Source organism: Micrococcus sp. KRD128, from assembly GCF_017168395.1.
In the GTDB taxonomy this organism is placed as follows: domain Bacteria; phylum Actinomycetota; class Actinomycetes; order Actinomycetales; family Micrococcaceae; genus Micrococcus; species Micrococcus luteus.
Window position 1 is genome coordinate 1 of sequence record NZ_JABFAX010000017.1, and the last position, 19,458, is coordinate 19,458.

At 72.3% G+C, this 19,458-nt stretch carries 18 protein-coding genes and 1 pseudogene; 10 read left to right on the top strand and 9 right to left on the bottom strand.

Annotated features, from left to right (window positions below; all coding sequences use genetic code 11):
* Positions 1 to 630 precede the first annotated feature (630 nt).
* Together J1M44_RS09290 and J1M44_RS09295 are read right to left on the bottom strand one after the other, a co-directional pair.
* On the bottom strand, positions 631 to 1,224 hold the full coding sequence (locus tag J1M44_RS09290; protein WP_241252991.1) for a GNAT family N-acetyltransferase: 594 nt from the start codon (positions 1,222 to 1,224) through the stop codon (positions 631 to 633).
* Between the two features lie 63 nt (positions 1,225 to 1,287).
* Positions 1,288 to 1,492, bottom strand: a pseudogene (locus J1M44_RS09295) (transposase); the annotation flags it as partial.
* Between the two features lie 495 nt (positions 1,493 to 1,987).
* Between J1M44_RS09295 and J1M44_RS09300 the strand changes: the two are divergent.
* Positions 1,988 to 3,310: a short-chain fatty acid transporter gene (locus tag J1M44_RS09300; protein WP_206480888.1), complete on the top strand. Its 1,323-nt coding sequence runs from the start codon at positions 1,988 to 1,990 to the stop codon at positions 3,308 to 3,310.
* Between the two features lie 178 nt (positions 3,311 to 3,488).
* On the opposite strand, the gene J1M44_RS09305 is transcribed toward J1M44_RS09300, so the two are convergent.
* On the bottom strand, positions 3,489 to 4,130 hold the full coding sequence (locus J1M44_RS09305; RefSeq protein WP_010079593.1) for a thymidine kinase: 642 nt from the start codon (positions 4,128 to 4,130) through the stop codon (positions 3,489 to 3,491).
* Between the two features lie 8 nt (positions 4,131 to 4,138).
* On the bottom strand, positions 4,139 to 4,582 hold the full coding sequence (locus J1M44_RS09310) for a DUF3151 domain-containing protein (protein WP_144825064.1): 444 nt from the start codon (positions 4,580 to 4,582) through the stop codon (positions 4,139 to 4,141).
* A gap of 174 nt (positions 4,583 to 4,756) precedes the next feature.
* On the opposite strand from J1M44_RS09310, the gene J1M44_RS09315 reads away from it, so the two are divergent.
* Positions 4,757 to 5,977: a hypothetical protein gene (locus J1M44_RS09315; RefSeq protein ID WP_144825063.1), complete on the top strand. Its 1,221-nt coding sequence runs from the start codon at positions 4,757 to 4,759 to the stop codon at positions 5,975 to 5,977.
* A 66-nt stretch (positions 5,978 to 6,043) separates the two neighbouring features.
* Here the strand turns inward: J1M44_RS09315 and aceB are convergent, their stop codons facing one another.
* Positions 6,044 to 7,807 (bottom strand): malate synthase A, encoded by a 1,764-nt coding sequence (gene aceB / locus J1M44_RS09320; RefSeq protein WP_002856166.1) that lies wholly within the window; start codon positions 7,805 to 7,807, stop codon positions 6,044 to 6,046.
* Between the two features lie 33 nt (positions 7,808 to 7,840).
* A complete protein-coding gene (aceA, locus tag J1M44_RS09325) occupies positions 7,841 to 9,148 on the bottom strand; it encodes an isocitrate lyase (protein ID WP_206480884.1) in 1,308 nt (435 codons plus the stop codon).
* A gap of 270 nt (positions 9,149 to 9,418) precedes the next feature.
* Here aceA and J1M44_RS09330 point away from each other — a divergent pair, with 270 nt between their 5' ends.
* The 4 genes from J1M44_RS09330 (at position 9,419) to J1M44_RS09350 (ending at position 14,124) form a co-directional block, all read left to right on the top strand.
* Complete coding sequence (locus tag J1M44_RS09330; RefSeq protein WP_241252989.1) at positions 9,419 to 10,984, top strand: helix-turn-helix domain-containing protein; 1,566 nt, start codon at positions 9,419 to 9,421, stop codon at positions 10,982 to 10,984.
* Positions 10,985 to 11,056: 72 nt separating this feature from the next.
* Positions 11,057 to 12,079: a class II fructose-bisphosphate aldolase gene (gene fbaA / locus J1M44_RS09335; protein WP_060774572.1), complete on the top strand. Its 1,023-nt coding sequence runs from the start codon at positions 11,057 to 11,059 to the stop codon at positions 12,077 to 12,079.
* A gap of 182 nt (positions 12,080 to 12,261) precedes the next feature.
* Positions 12,262 to 13,176: a lipase family protein gene (locus J1M44_RS09345; protein WP_342356589.1), complete on the top strand. Its 915-nt coding sequence runs from the start codon at positions 12,262 to 12,264 to the stop codon at positions 13,174 to 13,176.
* 51 nt (positions 13,177 to 13,227) lie between these two features.
* Positions 13,228 to 14,124, top strand: coding sequence for an SMP-30/gluconolactonase/LRE family protein (locus J1M44_RS09350; RefSeq protein ID WP_049158128.1), 897 nt, complete (start codon positions 13,228 to 13,230; stop codon positions 14,122 to 14,124).
* Positions 14,125 to 14,245: 121 nt separating this feature from the next.
* Here the strand turns inward: J1M44_RS09350 and J1M44_RS09355 are convergent, their stop codons facing one another.
* Both J1M44_RS09355 and J1M44_RS09360 read right to left on the bottom strand, forming a co-directional pair.
* Positions 14,246 to 14,992 (bottom strand): TrmH family RNA methyltransferase, encoded by a 747-nt coding sequence (locus J1M44_RS09355; RefSeq protein ID WP_206480889.1) that lies wholly within the window; start codon positions 14,990 to 14,992, stop codon positions 14,246 to 14,248.
* Positions 14,956 to 15,324 carry a hypothetical protein gene (locus J1M44_RS09360; RefSeq protein ID WP_036334633.1) on the bottom strand — a complete coding sequence of 123 codons (369 nt, stop codon included), beginning with the start codon at positions 15,322 to 15,324 and terminating at the stop codon, positions 14,956 to 14,958. The genes J1M44_RS09355 and J1M44_RS09360 overlap by 37 nt, the downstream gene beginning before the upstream one ends.
* Positions 15,325 to 15,387: 63 nt before the next feature.
* Here J1M44_RS09360 and J1M44_RS09365 point away from each other — a divergent pair, with 63 nt between their 5' ends.
* On the top strand, positions 15,388 to 16,479 hold the full coding sequence (locus J1M44_RS09365; protein WP_206480885.1) for a CorA family divalent cation transporter: 1,092 nt from the start codon (positions 15,388 to 15,390) through the stop codon (positions 16,477 to 16,479).
* A gap of 28 nt (positions 16,480 to 16,507) precedes the next feature.
* Here J1M44_RS09365 and pyrE read toward each other — a convergent pair whose 3' ends face one another.
* The gene (gene pyrE, locus J1M44_RS09370) at positions 16,508 to 17,104 is read right to left on the bottom strand and encodes an orotate phosphoribosyltransferase (protein WP_206480886.1); all 597 of its coding nucleotides are present in this window, start codon (positions 17,102 to 17,104) and stop codon (positions 16,508 to 16,510) included.
* Positions 17,105 to 17,162: 58 nt separating this feature from the next.
* Between pyrE and J1M44_RS09375 the strand changes: the two genes are divergently transcribed.
* The 3 genes from J1M44_RS09375 to J1M44_RS09385 are packed head-to-tail and all read left to right on the top strand — an operon-like array spanning position 17,163 to position 19,448.
* Positions 17,163 to 17,609: a MarR family winged helix-turn-helix transcriptional regulator gene (locus J1M44_RS09375; RefSeq protein WP_002856148.1), complete on the top strand. Its 447-nt coding sequence runs from the start codon at positions 17,163 to 17,165 to the stop codon at positions 17,607 to 17,609.
* A gap of 58 nt (positions 17,610 to 17,667) precedes the next feature.
* Positions 17,668 to 18,576 carry an ammonia-dependent NAD(+) synthetase gene (gene nadE, locus J1M44_RS09380; RefSeq protein WP_060774568.1) on the top strand — a complete coding sequence of 303 codons (909 nt, stop codon included), beginning with the start codon at positions 17,668 to 17,670 and terminating at the stop codon, positions 18,574 to 18,576.
* Positions 18,577 to 18,620: 44 nt separating this feature from the next.
* On the top strand, positions 18,621 to 19,448 hold the full coding sequence (locus tag J1M44_RS09385; protein WP_002856143.1) for an exodeoxyribonuclease III: 828 nt from the start codon (positions 18,621 to 18,623) through the stop codon (positions 19,446 to 19,448).
* The last annotated feature ends 10 nt before the right edge of the window (positions 19,449 to 19,458 follow it).

Consider the following 19,458-nt stretch of genomic DNA (forward strand, 5'->3'; position numbering starts at 1 on the left):
CGGGATTGATCCCGAGCTGTTCTCCCACACGGCGGAACGCTCCGGTCCTCGTGGCGGGGTCTTGACGGGCTTCCAGAGTCATCCGCGTGGCGCGTTCGCGGAGCTCGTCGGGGTACTTCCGTGGTGCGGGCATGCTCTGCATCCTTCCGTTGGATCAGAGCCTCCACCAGACCCGGAGCGATTCATCCTCACCGGATGCCGGAAGTGTCCACCGCGTGTCGTGTGAAATCTTGGCTGCATCTCTACAACCGCCCGGACGCCGGCGTCGTCGATCACGTTCAGCACCAGCCCCGGAACGACCGCGGCCCCCATCAGCAGCATCACCCACGCGGTGGAGCCGGCTCCGGCGTCGAACACGTTGCGGCGAGCCCGCTCCGCCTCGACCCGGTGATGCACCCCTCGCAAGGCGAGCATCGCTCCGAGGGCCGTGACGGCCACCAGCGTCAGACCCCACCCCAGTCCCAGGTCCTGCCGCAGCCCCGCGAGCACACCGGCCGAACCCACCAGGGCGGACGCCACACCGATGCGCCACCGCCACTCACGCTCATTCCCCACCCTGCTCACAGCCCCCTTGCTGCCACACGGCCCTCGGCGGTGGAGCGGCAGATGATGCGGTCGTGGCCGGAGGGATCACTCCCGCGTGAGGGACAGATGGAACTCTGAGGCGAGCATCGCGTAGGTGGCACCATCCATCCAGCCGCGCGTGAGATGCAGAGACTCCTCCTTGAACGTGCCCTCGTGACGCATCCCCACCTTCTCCATGATGCGCAGGCTCGGGGCGTTGTCCGCGAAGGCATGAGCCTCCACGCGTCGCACACCCAGATCGTTGAACGCGAAGCCCAGCAGGGCTCGAGCAAGCTCCGTGCCATAGCCCTGCCCCGCCTGGCGCGGATCGATCGTCCAGCCGATCTCGGCCTGGGCGTCCCGCGCTTCCTCCCGCGGGCCGCCCTGACTCCACGCGTCCTGCACCGCGGCCTTCCCGACACCGACGATGACGTCTCCGACCCGCACGGTGAGGCGGTCCCCCGCCGCGAGGTAGGACTCTCGTAGCGCGCCCTCACTCTCCGGGCGGCCGGAGGTCCACGTCCACACCTGCTCGAGACGGCAGAAGCCCCACACGGCGGGTGCATCGAGACCCCGGAACGGGGTGAGGGTCAGCCGGCGGGCTCGCAGCGGGAAGCAGACGCCTCGACTCGCGGCGAGCTCCAGGAGAGGGGTGGCCATGACAGACAGGGTACGAACAAAAGTCCTCGAGTCAGCCCCCGGACAGACCAGTGCCCACACCCTGCGTCGATGCCAGGTCCACGCGGCCTGCCAGGGCCCGTTGACCTCGGGCAGATCCCGCCACGGAATCCCCCACCTGCATCGGTGGACGACCGCTTCGACCATCGTGCGGGCCTCCGAGAAGGGTCGGCCCTGCCGGCCCGTGCGGTTTGGGGCAGCGGGCGATCAGCTCCCATCGGGCGTCGGGGATGACCTGGAACCGGGACATGCCTCCCCGGGTCTCAGCGATCCCTGGATCCATCCTCAGACGCGCCCTAAGTGTAGGAGGGCATGACGTTGTTGACACGTACCGGGGCCAGTGAGGCCGGCGGGAGGGACTGGCGCACGCATAGGTGACAGTCTTCCTCAGGCCGGTTCTGCGGGCATGTGGCCCATGATCACCTCAGCCGTCTCCTCGTACTTCCTCCCGAGGATGGGCACCTTTCAGCTCACCCGCGGCGGCCGGGTGCTCGCCGCGGAGGCGGGCCGCGACGTCTTCGACTGATGGGGGATCGACCGCGCCGACGCCCTCGTCACTTAGCGCCCGGCCATGGACGTGGCCCACGTCCCGCCCACGACGATCGAGCACCTAGAGTGATCCACATCACTCTCGCCTCGACCTCTCGTCCTGAACAGGAGCCTCATGTCCGCCACGTCCACCCGTCCGCCCGCACCCGGACCCTCGGGCCGCGCCGTCCGCGAGGGCACGTTCTTCAGCCGCGCCATGCGCCCGCTGAACACGACGATGGGGCGGTTCATCCCGTCCTCGCTCGTGTTCACCATCGTGCTCACGTTCGCGGTGGCGGCCCTGTGCCTGCTGCTCACTCCGGCCGGGCCGGCCGACGTCGTCGTGGGCTGGGGTGACGGCCTGTCCGGGCTGCTGGCGTTCATCACGCAGATGGCGCTCGTGCTCATGCTCGGCCACATCCTGGCGAACACCGGCCCGGTGCGCCGCCTGCTCGCCCGGCTGGCCAGCATTCCCCGCACGCCCCTGGCCGCCTGCATCTTCGTGTTCGTGGTGGCGGCAGCGGCCTCCCTCATCACGTGGGGCCTGGGCCTGGTGGTCGGTGCGCTGCTGGCCAAGGAGGTCGCGGCGCAGGCTCGTGAGCGCGGGCTGGTCCTGCACTTCCCGATGCTGGTGGCCGCCGGGTTCTCCGGGTTCGTGGTGTGGCACATGGGGTACTCGGGCTCCGGCCCGCTGACGGCCGCCACCCCCGGTTCATTCCTCACGGAGAGCCTGGGCGGCCGGACGGTCCCGGTCTCGGAGACCACCTTCTCCTGGTGGAACATCACCGCCGCCGTGGTGACCGTGCTCGTCGTGGCCCTGGCCCTGTTCCTCGTCGCCCCGCGCGCCGGGGACCGGATCGTGGAGCTGGAGATCGACGCGCGGGACCAGGACGCGGTGTCCGCACCGGAGATCGAGACGCCGGCGGACCGTCTCGACGCCTCCCGTGTCCCCACGCTCCTCGTCGGCGCCATGCTCGTGATCTATCTGGTGATGCACTTCGTCGGCGGCGGCACCCTCACCCTGGACATCGTCAACTGGTCCTTCCTCGCGCTGATCCTGCTGCTGGTGCGCAGCCCGCACGAGCTGATCGGCCTCACCCAGTCGGCCGCGTCCAACGTGGGCGAGATCCTGCTGCAGTTCCCCCTCTACGCGGGCATCCTCGGCATGATGACGACCACCGGCCTGGTGGCGGTGCTCTCGGACGCCTTCGTGGCGATCTCGAACCCGGTGACGTTCGGCCTGCTGGCGTTCCTGGCCGCGGGCCTCGTGAACTTCTTCGTCCCCTCCGGCGGCGGACAGTTCGCCGTGCAGGGCCCGATCATGCTCCAGGCCGGTGAGGCGCTCAGCGTGGACCCGGCCATCACCATCATGGCCGTCTCCTACGGCGACCAGTGGACCAACATGATCCAGCCGTTCTGGGCGATCCCCCTTCTGGCGATCGCCGGCCTGAAGATGCGCGACATCCTGGGGTACACCACGGTCGTGCTGCTCGCGTCGGGGCTCGTCTTCGGCGGCACGCTCCTGCTCGTCTCGCTCTGACCCGATCGGCCGACGCCGGCCGGGGCAGGACAGACGAAGGGCCCCGGGATCACCGGGGCCCTTCGCCTGTCATCACTCGCACCTTCATCACTCGCACCTCGATGAAGTGGTTCCACCGTACGAACCGAGCATGGGCGCAGCCGTCATGCAGCCTGGCAGTTGCCTGGCAATGGCCGCCTCAGCCCAGGGCACCGCCGGACTCCGCCAGGTAGCACGTGCCGCACAGGGACTCGTAGGTCACCTGGACGCCGTCGATCGCCACCTGGTCCCCCTCGAACACGAAGTGCTCGGCGCCCGTGGCCGGGTCCACGACCTTGCGCGTGTTGAACACCGCCTTCCGGCCGCACCGGCAGATGGTCTTCAGCTCCTCGAGGGAGTGCGCCAGCTCCAGCAGCCGCGCGGAGCCCGGGAAGGAGCGGGTGCGGAAGTCGGTGCGCAGCCCGTAGGCGATCACGGGGACGCCGTCGAGCACGGCGATACGCAGCAGGTCGTCCACCTGCGCCGGCTCGAGGAACTGCGCCTCGTCCACGAGCAGGCACGCCACGGGCGGGGCCTCCACGTGCCCCACGAGGGCGTCCGGGTCGTCACCGGTGGCGTGCCGGCGGAACAGCTCCCGCACGTCCGCTCCCGCCGGGACGAGGAAGTCCACGGCGCGGGTCACACCGAGGCGGGAGACGACGTCGCCCTCCCCCTTCACGTCCACCTCCGGCTTGGCCAGCAGCACCCGCTGGCCGCGCTCCTCGTAGTTGAAGGCGGCCTGCAGCAGGCCTGTGGACTTGCCGGAGTTCATGGCCCCGTAGCGGAAGTAGAGCTTGGCCACGGCTCCGCTCAGCCCCGGGCGCGGCCCTGGTCGGCCTCGATCTGGTCCGCCGCCGTGGGGTCCGAGTCCCGCAGGAAGGTGCGGATGCGCTCGACCTCCTCGGACTCCCCGATCCCGGCGGCCGCGCGGCCCAGCGCGTACAGGGCGCGCAGGAAGCCGCGGTTGGGCTCGTGGGCGTACGGCACCGGGCCGGCGCCGCGCCACCCCGCCCGGCGCAGCGCGTCCAGGCCCCGGTGGTAGCCGACGCGGGCGTACGCATAGGAGTCCACGGTCCGGCCCTCGGCCCACGCGTTCTCCGCCATGAGCGCCCACACCAGGGAGGACTCGGGCGCCACCGGCACGATGTCCTCGGGCAGGTCACCTGCCTCGAGCCGGGCCAGCACCTCCGGCTCCTCCGGCAGGCGCGTGGCCGGCGGCTCCATCAGGTTCTTGCCGATCAGGGACTCGGACATGGGATGCCTCTTCTCCTCGCGGACGATGCGGTCGCGGCCGAGTCTATCGACGGCGCCGGACGCCGGACGGATCGCCGTCCCCGCGTCCAGGACGGTCCGGTACCGTAGGCGCAGCGTCCGTCCGCCGCCCCACGCTCCCGGGGCCGGGCCGCCGATGCCGTCGAAGGAGCCTCCATGACCCACCCTGCGCCCGCCCGCCGCCGTGCCCCGCTGGCCGTCGGCGTCGCCGCCCTCGCCCTCGCCCTGGCCGGCTGCGGCTCGGCCGGCCAGTCCGGTGAGCCCGCCTCGTCGACCGCCGCGGCGCCCAGCGGATCGGCGGCCTCGGCCGCGGCCGGCTCGGCCACGGAGAGCCCCACCGACCCGGCGTCCGCCGCGGCGTCCCGCGTCCGTGAGGCCCGCGCGTCGGAGTCCGCCGAGGGCACCCCGCGCGCCGAGCCGCGTCAGGCGTTCGAGACCGTCGGCCCGGGCATCAAGGACGGCGCCGCCACCGAGGCCTGGAAGAACACGGCGGCGGTCCGCAACGACACCGTCTCCGTGATGGACTGCACGCGCGACGTCCTGGACCAGCGCACCCTGGACGCCGTCGCCACGCACATCCCGGACAGCTCGAACATCGAGATCGTGCAGCTGTTCGCCTCGCAGGACGAGACCCACGAGTTCCTCACCTGCGTCTACAACGGCTACTTCGAGTACAGCCCCGGCATGCCCCTGGCGCAGGTCCACTACCAGCACAACCTCGACGGCTCCCGCCTGGAGTGGTGCCAGGAGGAGCCCGCCGCCGTGGCGGACGAGTACACGTTCGACCCGAAGACCGGCAAGGGGCTGCTCGCCCTGCTGCGCCCCGGCATGGTCGGCGGCCAGGACGGCGCCCCCCTGCTGCCCCAGCGCACCGCGTGGGCCTGCTCCGAGGACGGCAGCGAGATGGTCTCCGTGACCATGGGCTCCATGGAGGGCTTCGGCGACGCCAACGGCGGCCTCACCCAGGTGAAGAACTCGCCGGTCGCGCAGAGCACCACCCTCGTCACCGAGACCCGCGACCACCTCGCGGACACCGTGCTGAAGGACGCCGGGGACTTCCAGGAGGTCATCAAGCTCAGCTCGCCGTTCTTCCTGAACGCGCAGATGGACGAGGAGACCCTGGCCCAGGCCCGGGAGATCCCCACCGGCCGCGTGCCCGACGAGCTGCTGAACAACCAGTCCACGATCGACCGCCCCGAGGGCGCCCCCGGCCCCGTGGCCCCCGGCCAGCCGCCGCGGCCGTTCCAGGGCGCCGCGCGGGAGGCCGCCGAATCCCAGCGGGCCGCGGAGGCGTCCGCCTCGGCGTCGGCCAGCCCGTCACCGACGAAGTCGGCCTCGGCCTCGGCCTCGCCGTCCCCCTCCACGTCCGGGGACTGACGTCCCGGCACGACGACGGCCGGTCACCTCGTGAGGTGACCGGCCGTCGTCGTGGGGCCCGGCGGATCAGGCCTTCGCCGCGGCGTCGTCCTGACCGGCGAAGTGCCGGCGGTACGCGCCCAGGGTGAGGAACGCCGGGTACTCCGGCGGCAGGGCCGACTCGCAGAACACGCGCACCGCGTCCTCGAACCGGTGGCCCTCGGGCAGCGGGCCGGCGAGGATCCGAGCGTGCTCCTCGCGGATCAGCTGCTCCATCCAGCCGCGGTTGGCGGTCCGCACGCCGCCCTCGGTCAGCTGCACACCGGTGCCGTTGTGGGCCCACTGCCAGATCTGGGATCGGGAGATCTCCGCCGTGGCGGCGTCCTCCATGAGTCCGTGGATCGCGGCGGCGCCGTTGCCCCGCAGCCAGGACTCGATGTAGCGGATCCCGACCTCGATGTTCATCCGCACGCCGGCCTCGGTCACCGAGCCCGTGGTCGCGGCGACGTCGAGCAGGGCGGCCTCGTCCGGCTCTACGTCCTCGCGGCGGCGGGTGCGGATCTGGTTCGGGGCCTCGCCGAGCACGGCGTCGAACTCCTTCCGGGCGACCGGCACGAGGTCCGGGTGCGCCACCCACGAGCCGTCGAAGCCGTCGCCGGCCTCGCGGGCCTTGTCCGCGCGCACCTTCTCCAGCGCGGCGGCGTTGGCCTCCTCGTTCCGGCGGTCCGGGATCACGGCGGACATGCCGCCGATCGCCGAGGCGCCGCGCCGGTGGCAGGCCCGGACCAGCTGCTCCGTGTAGGCCCGCATCATCGGCTGGGTCATGGTCACCTCCGAGCGGTCCGGGAGGACGAACTCGGCCCCGCGGTCCCGGAAGTTCTTGATGATGGAGAAGATGTAGTCCCAGCGGCCGGCGTTCAGGCCAGCGGCGTGGTTGCGCAGCTGGTACAGGATCTCCTCCATCTGGAACGCCGCGGTGATCGTCTCGATCAGCACGGTGGCCCGGATGGTGCCCTGGGGGATGCCCAGCTCGTCCTGCGCCGCCACGAACACGCAGTTCCACAGCCGCGCCTCGAGATGGGACTCGAGCTTGGGCAGGTAGAAGTACGGGCCGTGGCCGCGGCGGATCAGCTCGTCGGCGTTGTGGAAGAAGTACAGGCCGAAGTCCACGAGGGCGCCCGCCATCGGCTCGCCGTCCACGCGGATGTGGTCCTCGATGAGGTGCCAGCCGCGCGGGCGGACGATGATGGTCGGCCGGTCCGTGAGCTCGCGCTCGCGCAGCCGGTACTCCTTGCCCTCGGGGGAGGTGAAGTCGATCTGGTCGCGGATCGCGTCGAACAGGTTGACCTGCCCGTCCAGCATCCGGTCCCAGGACGGCGTCGAGGAGTCCTCGAAGTCGGCGAGCCAGCCCGAGGCGCCCGAGTTGAGGGCGTTGATGGTCATCTTCCGGTCCACGGGGCCGGTGATCTCCACGCGGCGGTCGTGCAGGCCGGGGGCCAGCGGCGCCACACGCCAGGAGTCGTCCTCGCGGACCCGGCGGGTGGACCGCAGGTAGTGCGGGTTCCAGCCGTCGGTGATGCGGCGCCGGGTGTACTCCCGCTCCTCGAGCAGCCGCCGGCGGCGGTCCTCGGCCAGCCGGTGCAGGCGGCCGAGGAACGCCAGCGCCTCGTCCGTGAGGATCTCAGCCTGCCGCCCGTCGACCGGCCCGTGGACGGTCACCACGGGGGCGGCGCCCTCGGGGATGACGACGGGGATGGCCTGGGTGCTCACGTCATGCGGCAGGGGCGTGTGCTCCCGAGCGTCGTCGGCATGGATCTCGTGCAGGGTGGGGGTCATGGTCTGCGGGCTCATGGGACTGCCTCCTCGCGGTCTCGGCTGAGCGGTTCAGTGGAACTGGCCGGACTCCGTGGAGCCCGCCAGGGCCACCGTGGAGCTGTCCGGGTTGATGGCGGTGGACACGGCGTCGAAGTAGCCGGTGCCGACCTCGCGCTGGTGCTTGGTCGCGGTGTAGCCGCGGGCCTCGTCGGCGAACTCGCGCTCCTGCAGCTCGACGTACGCGGACATCTGGCGCTCGTGGTAGTCCTTGGCCAGGTCGAACATCGAGTGGTTCAGGGCGTGGAAGCCGGCCAGCGTGATGAACTGGAAGGTGTAGCCCATGGCGCCCAGCTCGCGCTGGAACTTGGCGATGGTGTCGTCGTCGAGGTTCTTCTTCCAGTTGAAGGACGGCGAGCAGTTGTAGGCCAGCATCTGGTCCGGGAACTCGGCCTTGACGGCCTCGGCGAACTTCCGGGCCAGCTCGAGGTCCGGGGTGCCGGTCTCCATCCAGATCAGGTCCGCGTGCGGGGCGTAGGCCTTGGCGCGGGCGATGCAGGGCTCGACGCCGTTGCGGACCTTGTAGAAGCCCTCCGCGGTGCGCTCACCGGTGATGAACTCGGCGTCGCGCTCGTCCACGTCCGAGGTGATCAGGGTGGCCGCCTCGGCGTCGGTGCGGGCGATGATCACGCTGGGCACGTCGGCGACGTCGGCGGCCAGGCGGGCGGCGTTGAGCGTGCGGATGTGCTGGCCGGTGGGGATGAGCACCTTGCCGCCGAGGTGGCCGCACTTCTTCTCGGAGGCCAGCTGGTCCTCCCAGTGCACGCCGGAGGCGCCGGCGGTGATCATCGACTTCATGAGCTCGTAGGCGTTGAGCGGGCCGCCGAAGCCGGCCTCGGCGTCGGCCACGATCGGCACGAGCCAGTCCTCGACGCTGCTGACGCCCTCGGCGTGCTCGATCTGGTCCGCGCGCAGCAGGGCGTTGTTGATGCGGCGCACCACCTGCGGCACGGAGTTGGCCGGGTACAGGGACTGGTCCGGGTACGTGTGGCCGGAGAGGTTGGCGTCCGCGGCCACCTGCCAGCCGGAGAGGTAGATGGCGCGCAGCCCGGCCTTGACCTGCTGGACCGCCTGGTTGCCGGTGAGGGCGCCGAGGGCGTTGGTGAAATCACCGCGGGCGTTCTCGTCCTTCAGCTGGGTCCACAGCTTCTCGGCGCCGCGGCGGGCCAGCGTGTGCTCCTCCTGGATCCGGCCGCGGAGACGGACGACGTCCTCGGCGGTGAAGCTGCGCTCGACGCCGGCCCAGCGGGGGTTGTGCTCCCAGTCATGCTGGAGCTGCTCGGCGGAGGCGGGAGTGGAGTGGTGGGGCTGGGTGGTCATGACGTCCTCCTGGGGATCGGTCCGGTTCGGTGAGGGGTTCGGTGCGACGTGTCCGTCGCTGCCGTTGACCTCCACTCTGGCCCCGGACAAGGCCCTCGGGAGCACAAAATCGGTGGAAACTCCGGCCGTTCCTGCCGCTGGGTCAGAACGTGACCGTCCTTGCGCCCCGGTGTGGCCTGGATCACGACAACAGCCCCCCGCTTGTCAAGAATGTGACTTTCTTTCCGTCACACGTGATCTGCGGCCCCGGATCCGTCTACAGTTCCGCGCATGATGACCCGCCCGCTTCCCGAGGACAGCGCGACCGTGGACGCCGTTGCACTGGGCCGCCGAGTCCGGCACCTGCGCAAGCAGGCCGGCCTCACCCTGGACCAGCTCGCGGAGCGCACGGGCGTGAGCGGTTCGCACCTGTCCCTCGTGGAGAACGCCCGCCGCGAGCCGCGGCTCTCGCTGGTCCAGCGGATCGCGGAGGTCCTGGGCGTGCCGGTCGAGGACCTGCTCACCGGCCGGGCCCCCACCCGTCGGGCCGAACTGGAGATCGAGGTCGAACGGTTCGCGCGCTCGGAGCACTACGCCTCCCTCGGCCTGCCGCCGCTGCGCATCGGGCCCCGCACCCCCACCGAGGTCCTCGAGGTGATCGCGGGGCTGGAGGCCGAGCTGCGCCGTCGCCTGGAGGAGCAGGCCGCCACCCCCGAGGAGGCGCGCCGCGCCAACGCCCAGCTGCGCGCCCAGATGCGCGCGGTGGACAACCACTACCCCGACCTCGAGGCCGAGGCGCATCGGCTGCTCGACGCGATCGGCCACACGGGCGGGCCGCTGGGCCTGCATGCGGTCTCGGAGCTGGCCGAGCACCTCGGCTTCACCCTGCGCTTCGTCCCGGACCTGCCGCACTCCACGCGCTCCGTCACGGACCTCAAGCACGGGCGCATCCACATCAGCGGCTCCCGCTCCTCGGACCACGACCGCCGCACCGTGGTGCTCCAGGCCCTCGCCGCCGCCGTCCTGGGCCACGGCGAGCCGCGGGACTACGAGGACTTCCTCGCCCAGCGTGTGGCGGTGAACTACCTGGCGGGCGCGCTGCTCATGCCGCAGCGGGCGGCGTCGTCGCTGCTGCGGGCCGCCCAGAAGCGCCGGGACCTGTCCGTGGACGACCTGAAGGACGCGTTCGGCGTCTCCTACGAGGCCGCCGCGCACCGGTTCACCAACCTGGCCACCGTGGACCTGGGCATCCGCTGCCACTTCCAGAAGGTCCACGAGACCGGGGTGATCCACAAGGCCTACGAGAACGACGGGATCGTGTTCCCCGCCGACCACACCGGTGCGATCGAGGGCCAGCAGGCGTGCCGGAAGTGGGGCGCGCGGCAGGCCTTCTCCCGCAACGACCGGTTCCGCGCCCACACGCAGTACACGGACTCGCCCAACGGGACGTTCTGGTGCACCTCGATGATCGAGAACGGCCCCGACGGGCAGTTCGCCCTCTCCGTGGGCACCCCGTTCGAGCATGCCCGGCACTTCCGCGGCGCGGACACCCGCCACCGGGTCACCTCCACCTGCCCCGATCCGCGCTGCTGCCGCCGCCCCGACCCCGAGCTCGAGGCGGCGTGGGGCGGGCACGTGTGGCCCGCGGCCCGCATGCACGCGCACCTCCTGGCGGCCATGCCCACGCAGACCTTCCCCGGTGTGGACGAGCGCGAGGTCGCGTGCGGGGGCCATGGTGGTCTCCGGTCTCTCGGATGCGATGTGACGCAGCTCACCCTAGGCCAGCGACGGGGCCGTGCCCAGGTCGGCGTCGCCGTCGGGCCCGGGGCCCTGGGGCGGGTCCGGCCGCGCGGATAGGATGAGCCCGAGGGTGTCGCGCCCGCCGCGCTCCCCCGCCTGCCCGAGTCGACGACGCCTAGGAGCTGCAGCATGCCCATCGCATCCCCGGAGAAGTACGCCGAGATGATCGACGCCGCCAAGAACGGCGCCTTCGCCTACCCGGCGATCAACGTCACCAGCTCCCAGACCCTGAACGCCGCCATCCGCGGCTTCGCCGAGGCCGGCTCGGACGGCATCATCCAGGTCTCCACCGGCGGTGCCGCCTACTTCTCCGGCTCCTCCGTGAAGGACATGGTCGCCGGCTCGCTGGCCTTCGCCGCGTTCGCGCGCGAGGTCGCCAAGAAGTACTCCGTGAACATCGCCCTGCACACGGACCACTGCCCCCAGGACAAGCTCGAGGGCTTCGTCCTGCCCCTGCTGGACGCCTCCGAGGCCGAGGTGAAGGCCGGGCGCGACCCGATCTTCAACTCCCACATGTGGGACGGCTCCGCCGAGACCCTCGAGGAGAACCTGCGGATCGGCCGCGAGCTGCTCGCGCGCACCCACGCCAACAAGCAGATCCTCGAGGTGGAGATCGGCGTCGTGGGCGGCGAGGAGGACGGCGTGGCCCACGAGATCAACGAGAAGCTCTACACCACCGTCCAGGACGGCATCGCCACCGTGGAGGCCCTCGGCCTCGGCGAGCACGGCCGCTACCTCACCGCGCTGACCTTCGGCAACGTGCACGGCGTCTACAAGCCGGGCAACGTGAAGCTGCGTCCGGAGATCCTGCAGGAGATCCAGCAGGCCGTGGGCGAGAAGTTCGGCAGGGAGCGCCCGTTCGACCTCGTGTTCCACGGCGGCTCCGGCTCCGCCGCCCAGGAGATCGCCGACTCGGTGGAGTACGGCGTCGTGAAGATGAACGTGGACACGGACACCCAGTACGCGTTCACCCGCCCCGTGGCCGGGCACATGTTCGCGAACTACGACGGCGTCCTGAAGGTCGACGGCGAGGTCGGCGACAAGAAGCAGTACGACCCCCGCGTGTGGGGTGCCAAGGCCGAGGAGGCCATGGCCGCCCGCGTGGTCCAGGCCTGCACCGAGCTGAACTCGGCCGGCAAGAGCATCGGCTGACCCCGCCGTCCGCCGCACCGGCCCGCACCCTGGCGTGAGGGTGCGGGCCGGCGTCGTCCTCAGCCCTCCCGCTCCTCCTGGGCCTGGAGGAACTCGAAGACCTCGCGCTCGTCCACACCGGGGAAGGTCTGCGTGGGCATGGCCGCCAGGAGGTGCGCGTGCATGCGGGCCGCGGGCCACACGTGCCCGCCCCACGCCGCCTCGAGCTCGGGGTCGGGGCGGCGGACCGCTGCGCCCCGTCCCGCACCCTCTCCACCGGCGCGCAGTACGAAGGCGTGGGGATCACGTCCCTGCTGAGCCGCGGCCACGCCGTGGTGGTCACCGACTACGAGGGCCTGGGCACCCCGGGCACGCACACCTACATGGTCCGGGAGGCCCAGGCACACGCCGTCCTCGACGCGGTGCGCGCGGCCGCCCAGGTGTCGGGGTCGGGCGTCACCGCGACCGCGCCGGTCGCGCTCGCGGGCTACTCGCAGGGCGGCGGGGCGAGCGCGGCCGCCGCCGAGCTCGCGCCCGACTACGCCCCGGAGCTGGACCTCAAGGGCGCCTACGCGGGCGCCCCGCCGGCCGACCTCGTGCAGGTCGCGGGCCGGATCGACGGCGGCCTCTACGCGGCCTTCCTGCTCTACGCGATGGCAGGGCAGCTCGCCGCGTACGACGTGGACCCGGCCACGCACCTCAACGAGACCGGCCTGGCGGCCCTCACCGGCGCGGCCGAGACCTGCATGGCAGGCAGCCTCGCCTACGCGCACCTCGACTCCGCCACGCTGACCCACACGGGGCAGGACTTCCCTGAGCTCGTCCGCTCCGACGCCGAGCTGGCCGGGATCCTCGCCGAGCAGCGGATCGGCGCGCAGGGCCGCCGTCCAGATGTGCCGGTGATGATCGCGCACTCCGTCACGGACGACGTCATCCCGTACCGCGCCGGCCGCGACCTGGGCCGCCGCTGGTGCGCGGAGGGTGCGCGGGTGCGCTTCGACCCGCTCCTCACCCCGACCCACGTGGGCGGCCACGTGGCCGCGCTGCCGCGGATGGGGGCGTTCCTGGACGCGACCCTCGCCGACCGCTGGACCGCCGACTCGTGCGGGTGGTTCTGAGCCTCGGCTAGCGTCGGGGCCAGGACCGTCCCGCCCACCGAAGGAGCAGTCATGCGCGCCGAGCAGGTCACCGATCCCATCACCTACCACGGCGAGGGCCCCGTCTGGGCCGCCTCGTGGGGCAGCGCCGCCGAGGGCGTGACCGCCGGCGGCGGCCTGCGCTGGGTGGACATGCTCGCCGGGGACGTCCTGTCCCTGCGCGCCGACGGCACGGTGGACCGCACGCACGTCGGCGACGTGGCCGCCGCGCTGCGCCCGCGTGCGGGGGGCGGCGCCGTCGTCGCGGTGGAGCGGGGCTTCGCCCTGATCTCGCCCGAGGGCGCGCTGACGACGCTGCCCGAGCTGTGGGGCGCGGACGCCGGGATCCGCATGAACGAGGGCGGCTGCGACCCGGACGGCCGGTTCCACTGCGGCACCATGGCGTACGCCAAGACCCCCGGCGCCGCGAACCTCTACCGGCTCGCCCCCGGGCCCGACGGCGGCGCCGGCGAGGTGGACGTCGTGCTGACCGGCGCGACGACGTCCAACGGCCTCGAGTGGAGCCCGGACGGCACACGGGCCTACTACAACGACACCCCCACGCGGCAGGTGGCCGTGTTCGACTACTCCCGCGAGGAGGGCCTGACGAACCGCCGCGTGCTCGTGGACGTGCTCGACGGCGAGGGCAAGCCGGACGGACTCACCGTGGACGCCGAGGGCGGGATCTGGGTGGCCGTGATCAGCCACGGGCAGATCCACCGGTACACGCCCGAGGGGGCGCTCGACGAGGTGATCGAGGTGCCCGTGCAGAAGACCACGGCCTGCACCTTCGGCGGCGACGACCTCGGCACCCTCTACATCACCACCTCCTGGGAGAACCTGGAGCGCGGCGAGGACCCGCTGGCCGGGGCCCTGTTCGCCGTCCGTCCGGGGGTGACGGGCCTGCCGGCCCGTCCCTTCGCGGGCTGACGGCGCTCCGCGCCCGATACCGCGCGTCGTCCTGCGTCGTCCTGCGTCGTCGGCGCGGTCCCGCGTCGTCGGCGCGGTCCTGCGCCGCGAGCCAGACGAATCTGCGGCCCAAAGGCTCCTTTCAGCGCGGAATCGTCTGGCTCGCGCCTGGAATCGTCTGGCTCGCGCCGGACTCAGGGGACGCCGCGTGCTGCCGGATCCACGCGTGCATCGCGATGCCGGCGGCCACGCCCGCGTTGATCGAGCGGGTGGAGCCGTACTGCGCGATGGACAGCACCGCGCTCGACGCCGCGCGCACCTCCGCCGAGAGCCCCGGCCCCTCCTGCCCGAAGACGAGCACGCAGGCGCGCGGGAAGTCGAAGGTCTCCACCGGCACCGACTCGGGGAACAGGTCCACCCCGAGCACGGGCAGCCCCTCCCCCGCCGCCCACTCCGTGAACGCTTCCACCGTCTCGTGGTGGTGCACGTGCAGGTAGCGGTCGGTGACCATGGCGCCGCGCCGGTTCCAGCGGCGCCGCCCGATGATGTGCACCCCGGCGGCGTTGAACGCGTTGGCGGTGCGCACGACGGTGCCGATGTTCAGGTCGTGCTGCCAGTTCTCGATGGCCACGTGGAACGGGTGCCGCCGCGCGTCGAGGTCCGCGAGGATCGCCTCGAGGCGCCAATAGCGGTAGCGGTCGAGGACGTTGCGGCGGTCGCCGTGCGCGAGCAGCTCCGGGTCGTAGCGGGGGTCCTCCGGCCACGGGCCGAGCCACGGCCCGACGCCGACCTCGCGGGGCCCGACGCCGACCTCGCGGGGCGCGGGGCCGTCCTCGGCCGGCGCGGGCTCGCTCAGCGGCCGGCCTCGGACCGGTCGACGGCGGCCCAGGCGGCCCCGGCGGACACGGCGGCCACGGAGAGCACGGCCGGCCACGCACCGATCTTCTTGGCCAGCGGGTGGGAGGCGCCGAAGCCGCCGAGGTACAGGGCGGCCAGGCCTCCGGCGACGGCCGGCCCCCGCGTGGCCAGCCACGTCCGGCCGGCGTACAGGCCGGCGGCGGCCAGCACGACGCCGCCGAGCGGGCGGATGCCGGTCTCCCGGGCGGTCAGGTAGCCGCCGATCAGACCGAACGCGGTGACCGGGGCCGTGGAGACGGCGTGGGCGGGGAGCAGGGTCTTGCCGTCACGGACGACGGGCGGGGCATGGCGCGGAGTCTTCATGGCGCCACCGTAGCGCGCGCATCCTGGAATACGCCGGGGGCCACCGTCGGGGAGAATGTCCGAGTGAGCATGATCGACAACGCCGTGTACGTGGACGGGCGGCGCGTCCACGACCCCTCCACCCTCGAGGACACCTGGGAGGAGTGCGAGCGCACCGGCGGCATGGCCTGGCTGGGCCTGTACCGCCCGGACGTGGCCGAGCTCCAAGCGGTCGCGGAGGAGCTGCGTCTGCACCCGCTCGCCGTCGAGGACGCCCTCGCCGGGGGCGAGCGCGCCAAGCTGGACCGCTACGGCGAGGACTCGTTCATGGTCCTGCACCCGGCCCGCTACATCGACCGCACCGAGACCGTGGAGTTCGGCGAGCTGGGCGTCTTCACCGGCGAGCACTACGTGGTGACGGTGCGTCACGCGGAGGAGCCGGACCTGGCCGCCGTGCGTCGATCCCTGGAGACGGAGGGCCGCGAGCGCCTCGCGATGGGGCCGTGGCAGGTCACCCTGGAGATCCTGGACCGGGTCGTGGACGACTACTTCCCCGTGGCCGACGGCCTCGAACAGGACATCGAGGAGATCGAGGACCAGGTCTTCGCCGGCGACGGGCACGTCTCCCGGCGCATCTACCAGCTCTCCCGCGAGGTGCTGAACTTCCAGCACGCCATCCGCGCGCTGCCGTCCATCGTGGAGCAGCTCCAGGCGGAGGTGCGCACCCGCCTGCACGAGGACACCCGCCACCTCGACGCCGACGCCCTGCCCCGGCGCGACGACGCCCACGCCTGGGAGGACGAGGAGCTCAGCGATCAGGCGCGCCACGAGGTGGAGAACCTGCGCCGCCTGCGTGACGTCCACGACCACGCCGTCCAGATCAACGAGCGCGTGACGACCATGCGCCAGATGCTCCACAGCGCCCTCGAGCTGGACTCGACGCTGGCGTCGAAGCGGCTGTCCGAGCAGTCGATCGCCCAGAACGAGCAGGTCAAGCAGATCTCGTCCTGGGCGGCGATCATCTTCGCGCCGCAGCTGGTGGGCTCCGTCTACGGCATGAACTTCGACGGCATGCCCGAGCTGCACTGGGCGTTCGGCTATCCGTTCGCCCTGGGACTCATGCTGGCGGTGGCCCTCACGCTGTTCGTGCTGTTCAAGCGCGCGGACTGGCTCTAGGCGGGCGGCGCGCGGGGCGGTCCGAGGCTCAGTCGAGGCCGAGCTCGTCCTTGCCGAACGCGTACAGGTACGGCACGTCCGCCTCCTCGGCCACGCGCTCGGCGGCGCCGGTCGCACGGTCCACGATCACGGCCACGGCCTGGACGTCCCCGCCCGCGTTGCGCACGCCCTCGACGGCGGTCAGCGCGGAGCCGCCCGTCGTCGAGGTGTCCTCCAGCACGACGACGCGGCGCCCGTCCACGCCCGGACCCTCCACCTGCCGGCCCATGCCGTATGACTTCTGCGCCTTGCGCACCACGAACGCGTCGAGCGCGCGGCCCGTGGCGCCGGCCTGATGCATCATCGCGGTGGCCACGGGGTCGGCGCCCATGGTCAGACCGCCCACCGTGTCGAACTCGATCCCGTTCTCCTCGAGCAGGCGCAGCATCACGCGGCCGATCAGCGGGGCGGCCTCGTGGTGCAGGGTGACACGACGCAGGTCCACGTAGTAGTCCGCCTCCTTGCCGGAGGACAGGGTCACCCGGCCGTGCACCACGGCGAGCTCCTGGATGAGCTGCTTGAGCCGCTCGCGGTCCTGCTCGGGCGTGGGGACGGTGGGGGTCTGCGCGTCGGTCATGCCGCCCATGCTAGTGCGGGCCCGGCCACCCCTGCCGCTTCCGTCCCGGCCTGGCTAGGCTCGGGCCATGAGCGAGATCCCGCACGACGACGCCCCCGTCCAGCACCCCTCCGGCCTGCCCCTGGCGCACTGGCTCACCCTCACCGAGGGCCTGATCGCGGCGCGCGTGGCCGAGAGCCTCGAGGAGCACGGCCTGACCCGCGCCCAGTGGCAGCTGCTGAACACCCTCACGGTGGCCCCGCAGTCCCGCGCCGAGCTCGAGGCCGGCTTCGAGGAGGAGCAGCGCGGCGCGGTGCCCGGTCAGATGGAGGAGCTGGTCGAGTCCCACTGGGTGACGGTCGAGGGCGACCTCTACACCCTCACCGCCACGGGACGCACCGCAGGCGCCCGCGTGGGCGAGGCGGTCGAGGCCCTGCGTGCAGAGGCGACGGCGGATGTCCCGCGGGACCAGATCGACGACGCCGTCCGCGTCCTGCGCCGCATCGCCCGCAACCTGGGGCACCCGGACGCGTGAGCCGCCGTCGCCGACCGCCCCTGTCCCCGTGCGCGGGGCCGGTCCTACGCTGACCGGCATGCGTGAACTCCAGCAGCGGATCATCGCCCAGCAGGGCGTCCTCCCCGAGATCGACCCGGCGGCCGAAGTCGAACGGCGCGTGGCCTTCCTCGTCGACTACCTCGCAGCCACGGGTGCGTCCGGCTTCGTCCTGGGCATCTCCGGCGGCGTGGACTCCTCCGTGGGCGGCCGGCTGGCCCAGCTCGCCGTCGAGCGTCGCCGCGCCCAGCTCGGCGTCACGGACGCCGTCGCCCTGGGCGGCCCCGGCACCACCCCGCCGGGTGAGGCGGGGGTGGGCGCCGACGTCGTGCCCTCCCGCGAGAACCCCCGGTTCACCGCCGTGCGCCTGCCCTACAAGGTGCAGCACGACGAGGCGGATGCCCGGGCGGCCATGGACTTCGTGGGCGCGGATCAGGACGTCACCCTGAACATCGCGGAGCCCGTGCAGGGTCTGGCCGCCGCCTTCGCCGAGGCCGTGGGGGAGCCGATCTCGGACTACAACCAGGGCAACGTGAAGGCCCGCATCCGCATGACGGCCCAGTACGCGGTGGCCGGCGCCCACGGGCAGCTGGTGATCGGCACGGACCACGCGGCCGAGGCCGTCACCGGGTTCTACACGAAGTTCGGCGACGGCGGCGCGGACGTCCTGCCGCTGGCCGGCCTGAACAAACGGCAGGTGCGGGCGCTGGGCCGCGAGCTCGGCGCCCCCGAGCCCCTGTGGAACAAGGTGCCCACCGCGGACCTGCTGGACGGCACGCCGGGCCAGACGGACGAGGCCGAACTCGGGATGACGTACGAGGACATCGACGACTACCTCGAGGGCAAGGACGTCCCCACCGAGGTCGCGGAGAAGCTCGAGGGCATCTGGCTCCGCAGCCGCCACAAGCGCACCACGCCGGTGACGATCCACGACGACTGGTGGCGCTGAGGCGCCGATCCCACGGTGTCCGCGCCCTTCGATAGCCTGGCCGGGTGAAGATCGCCACCTGGAACGTCAACTCCCTCCGTGCCCGCGCCGACCGCGTCGAGGCCTTCCTCGAGCGCCATGACATCGACGTCCTGGCCATCCAGGAGACCAAGTGCCGGGACGAGAACTTCCCCTGGGAGCTCTTCGAGCGCGCCGGCTACGAGGTGGTGCACAACGGCACCTCGCAGTGGAACGGCGTGGCCATCGCCTCCCGCGTCGGCCTGAGCGACGTGCAGCGCGGCTTCCCCGGCCAGCCGCACTTCGGCAAGGGCGGCGTGGACCCGCAGGAGGAGTCCCGCGCCATCGGGGCGACCGTGGGCGCCGAGGCGGCCGACGGCGTCGCCCCGGTGCGCCTGTGGAGCCTGTACGTGCCCAACGGGCGCGGCCTGGAGAACGAGCACATGGGCTACAAGCTCGAGTGGCTGCGCGTGCTCCAGGAGCACGCGGCCGCTCGCCTCGCCGAGGACCCGGACACCCGGCTCGCCCTGGCCGGCGACTGGAACATCGCTCCGCAGGACGAGGACGTGTGGGACATCGAGCTGTTCCAGCGCGAGGGCTACACGCACGTCTCCCCGGCCGAGCGCGCGGCGTTCCACGCGTTCGAGGACGCCGGGCTGGTGGACGTGGTGCGCCCCCGCCACCCCGGCCCCGGCGTGTACACGTACTGGGACTACACGGGCCTGGCCTTCCCCAAGAAGAAGGGCATGCGCATCGACTTCCAGCTGTGCTCCCCCGCCCTCGCACAGACGGTCACGGACGCCTGGATCGACCGCGAGGAGCGCAAGGGCAAGGGCGCCTCGGACCACGCGCCCGTGGTCGTCGAGCTGGGCTGAACCACGGGTG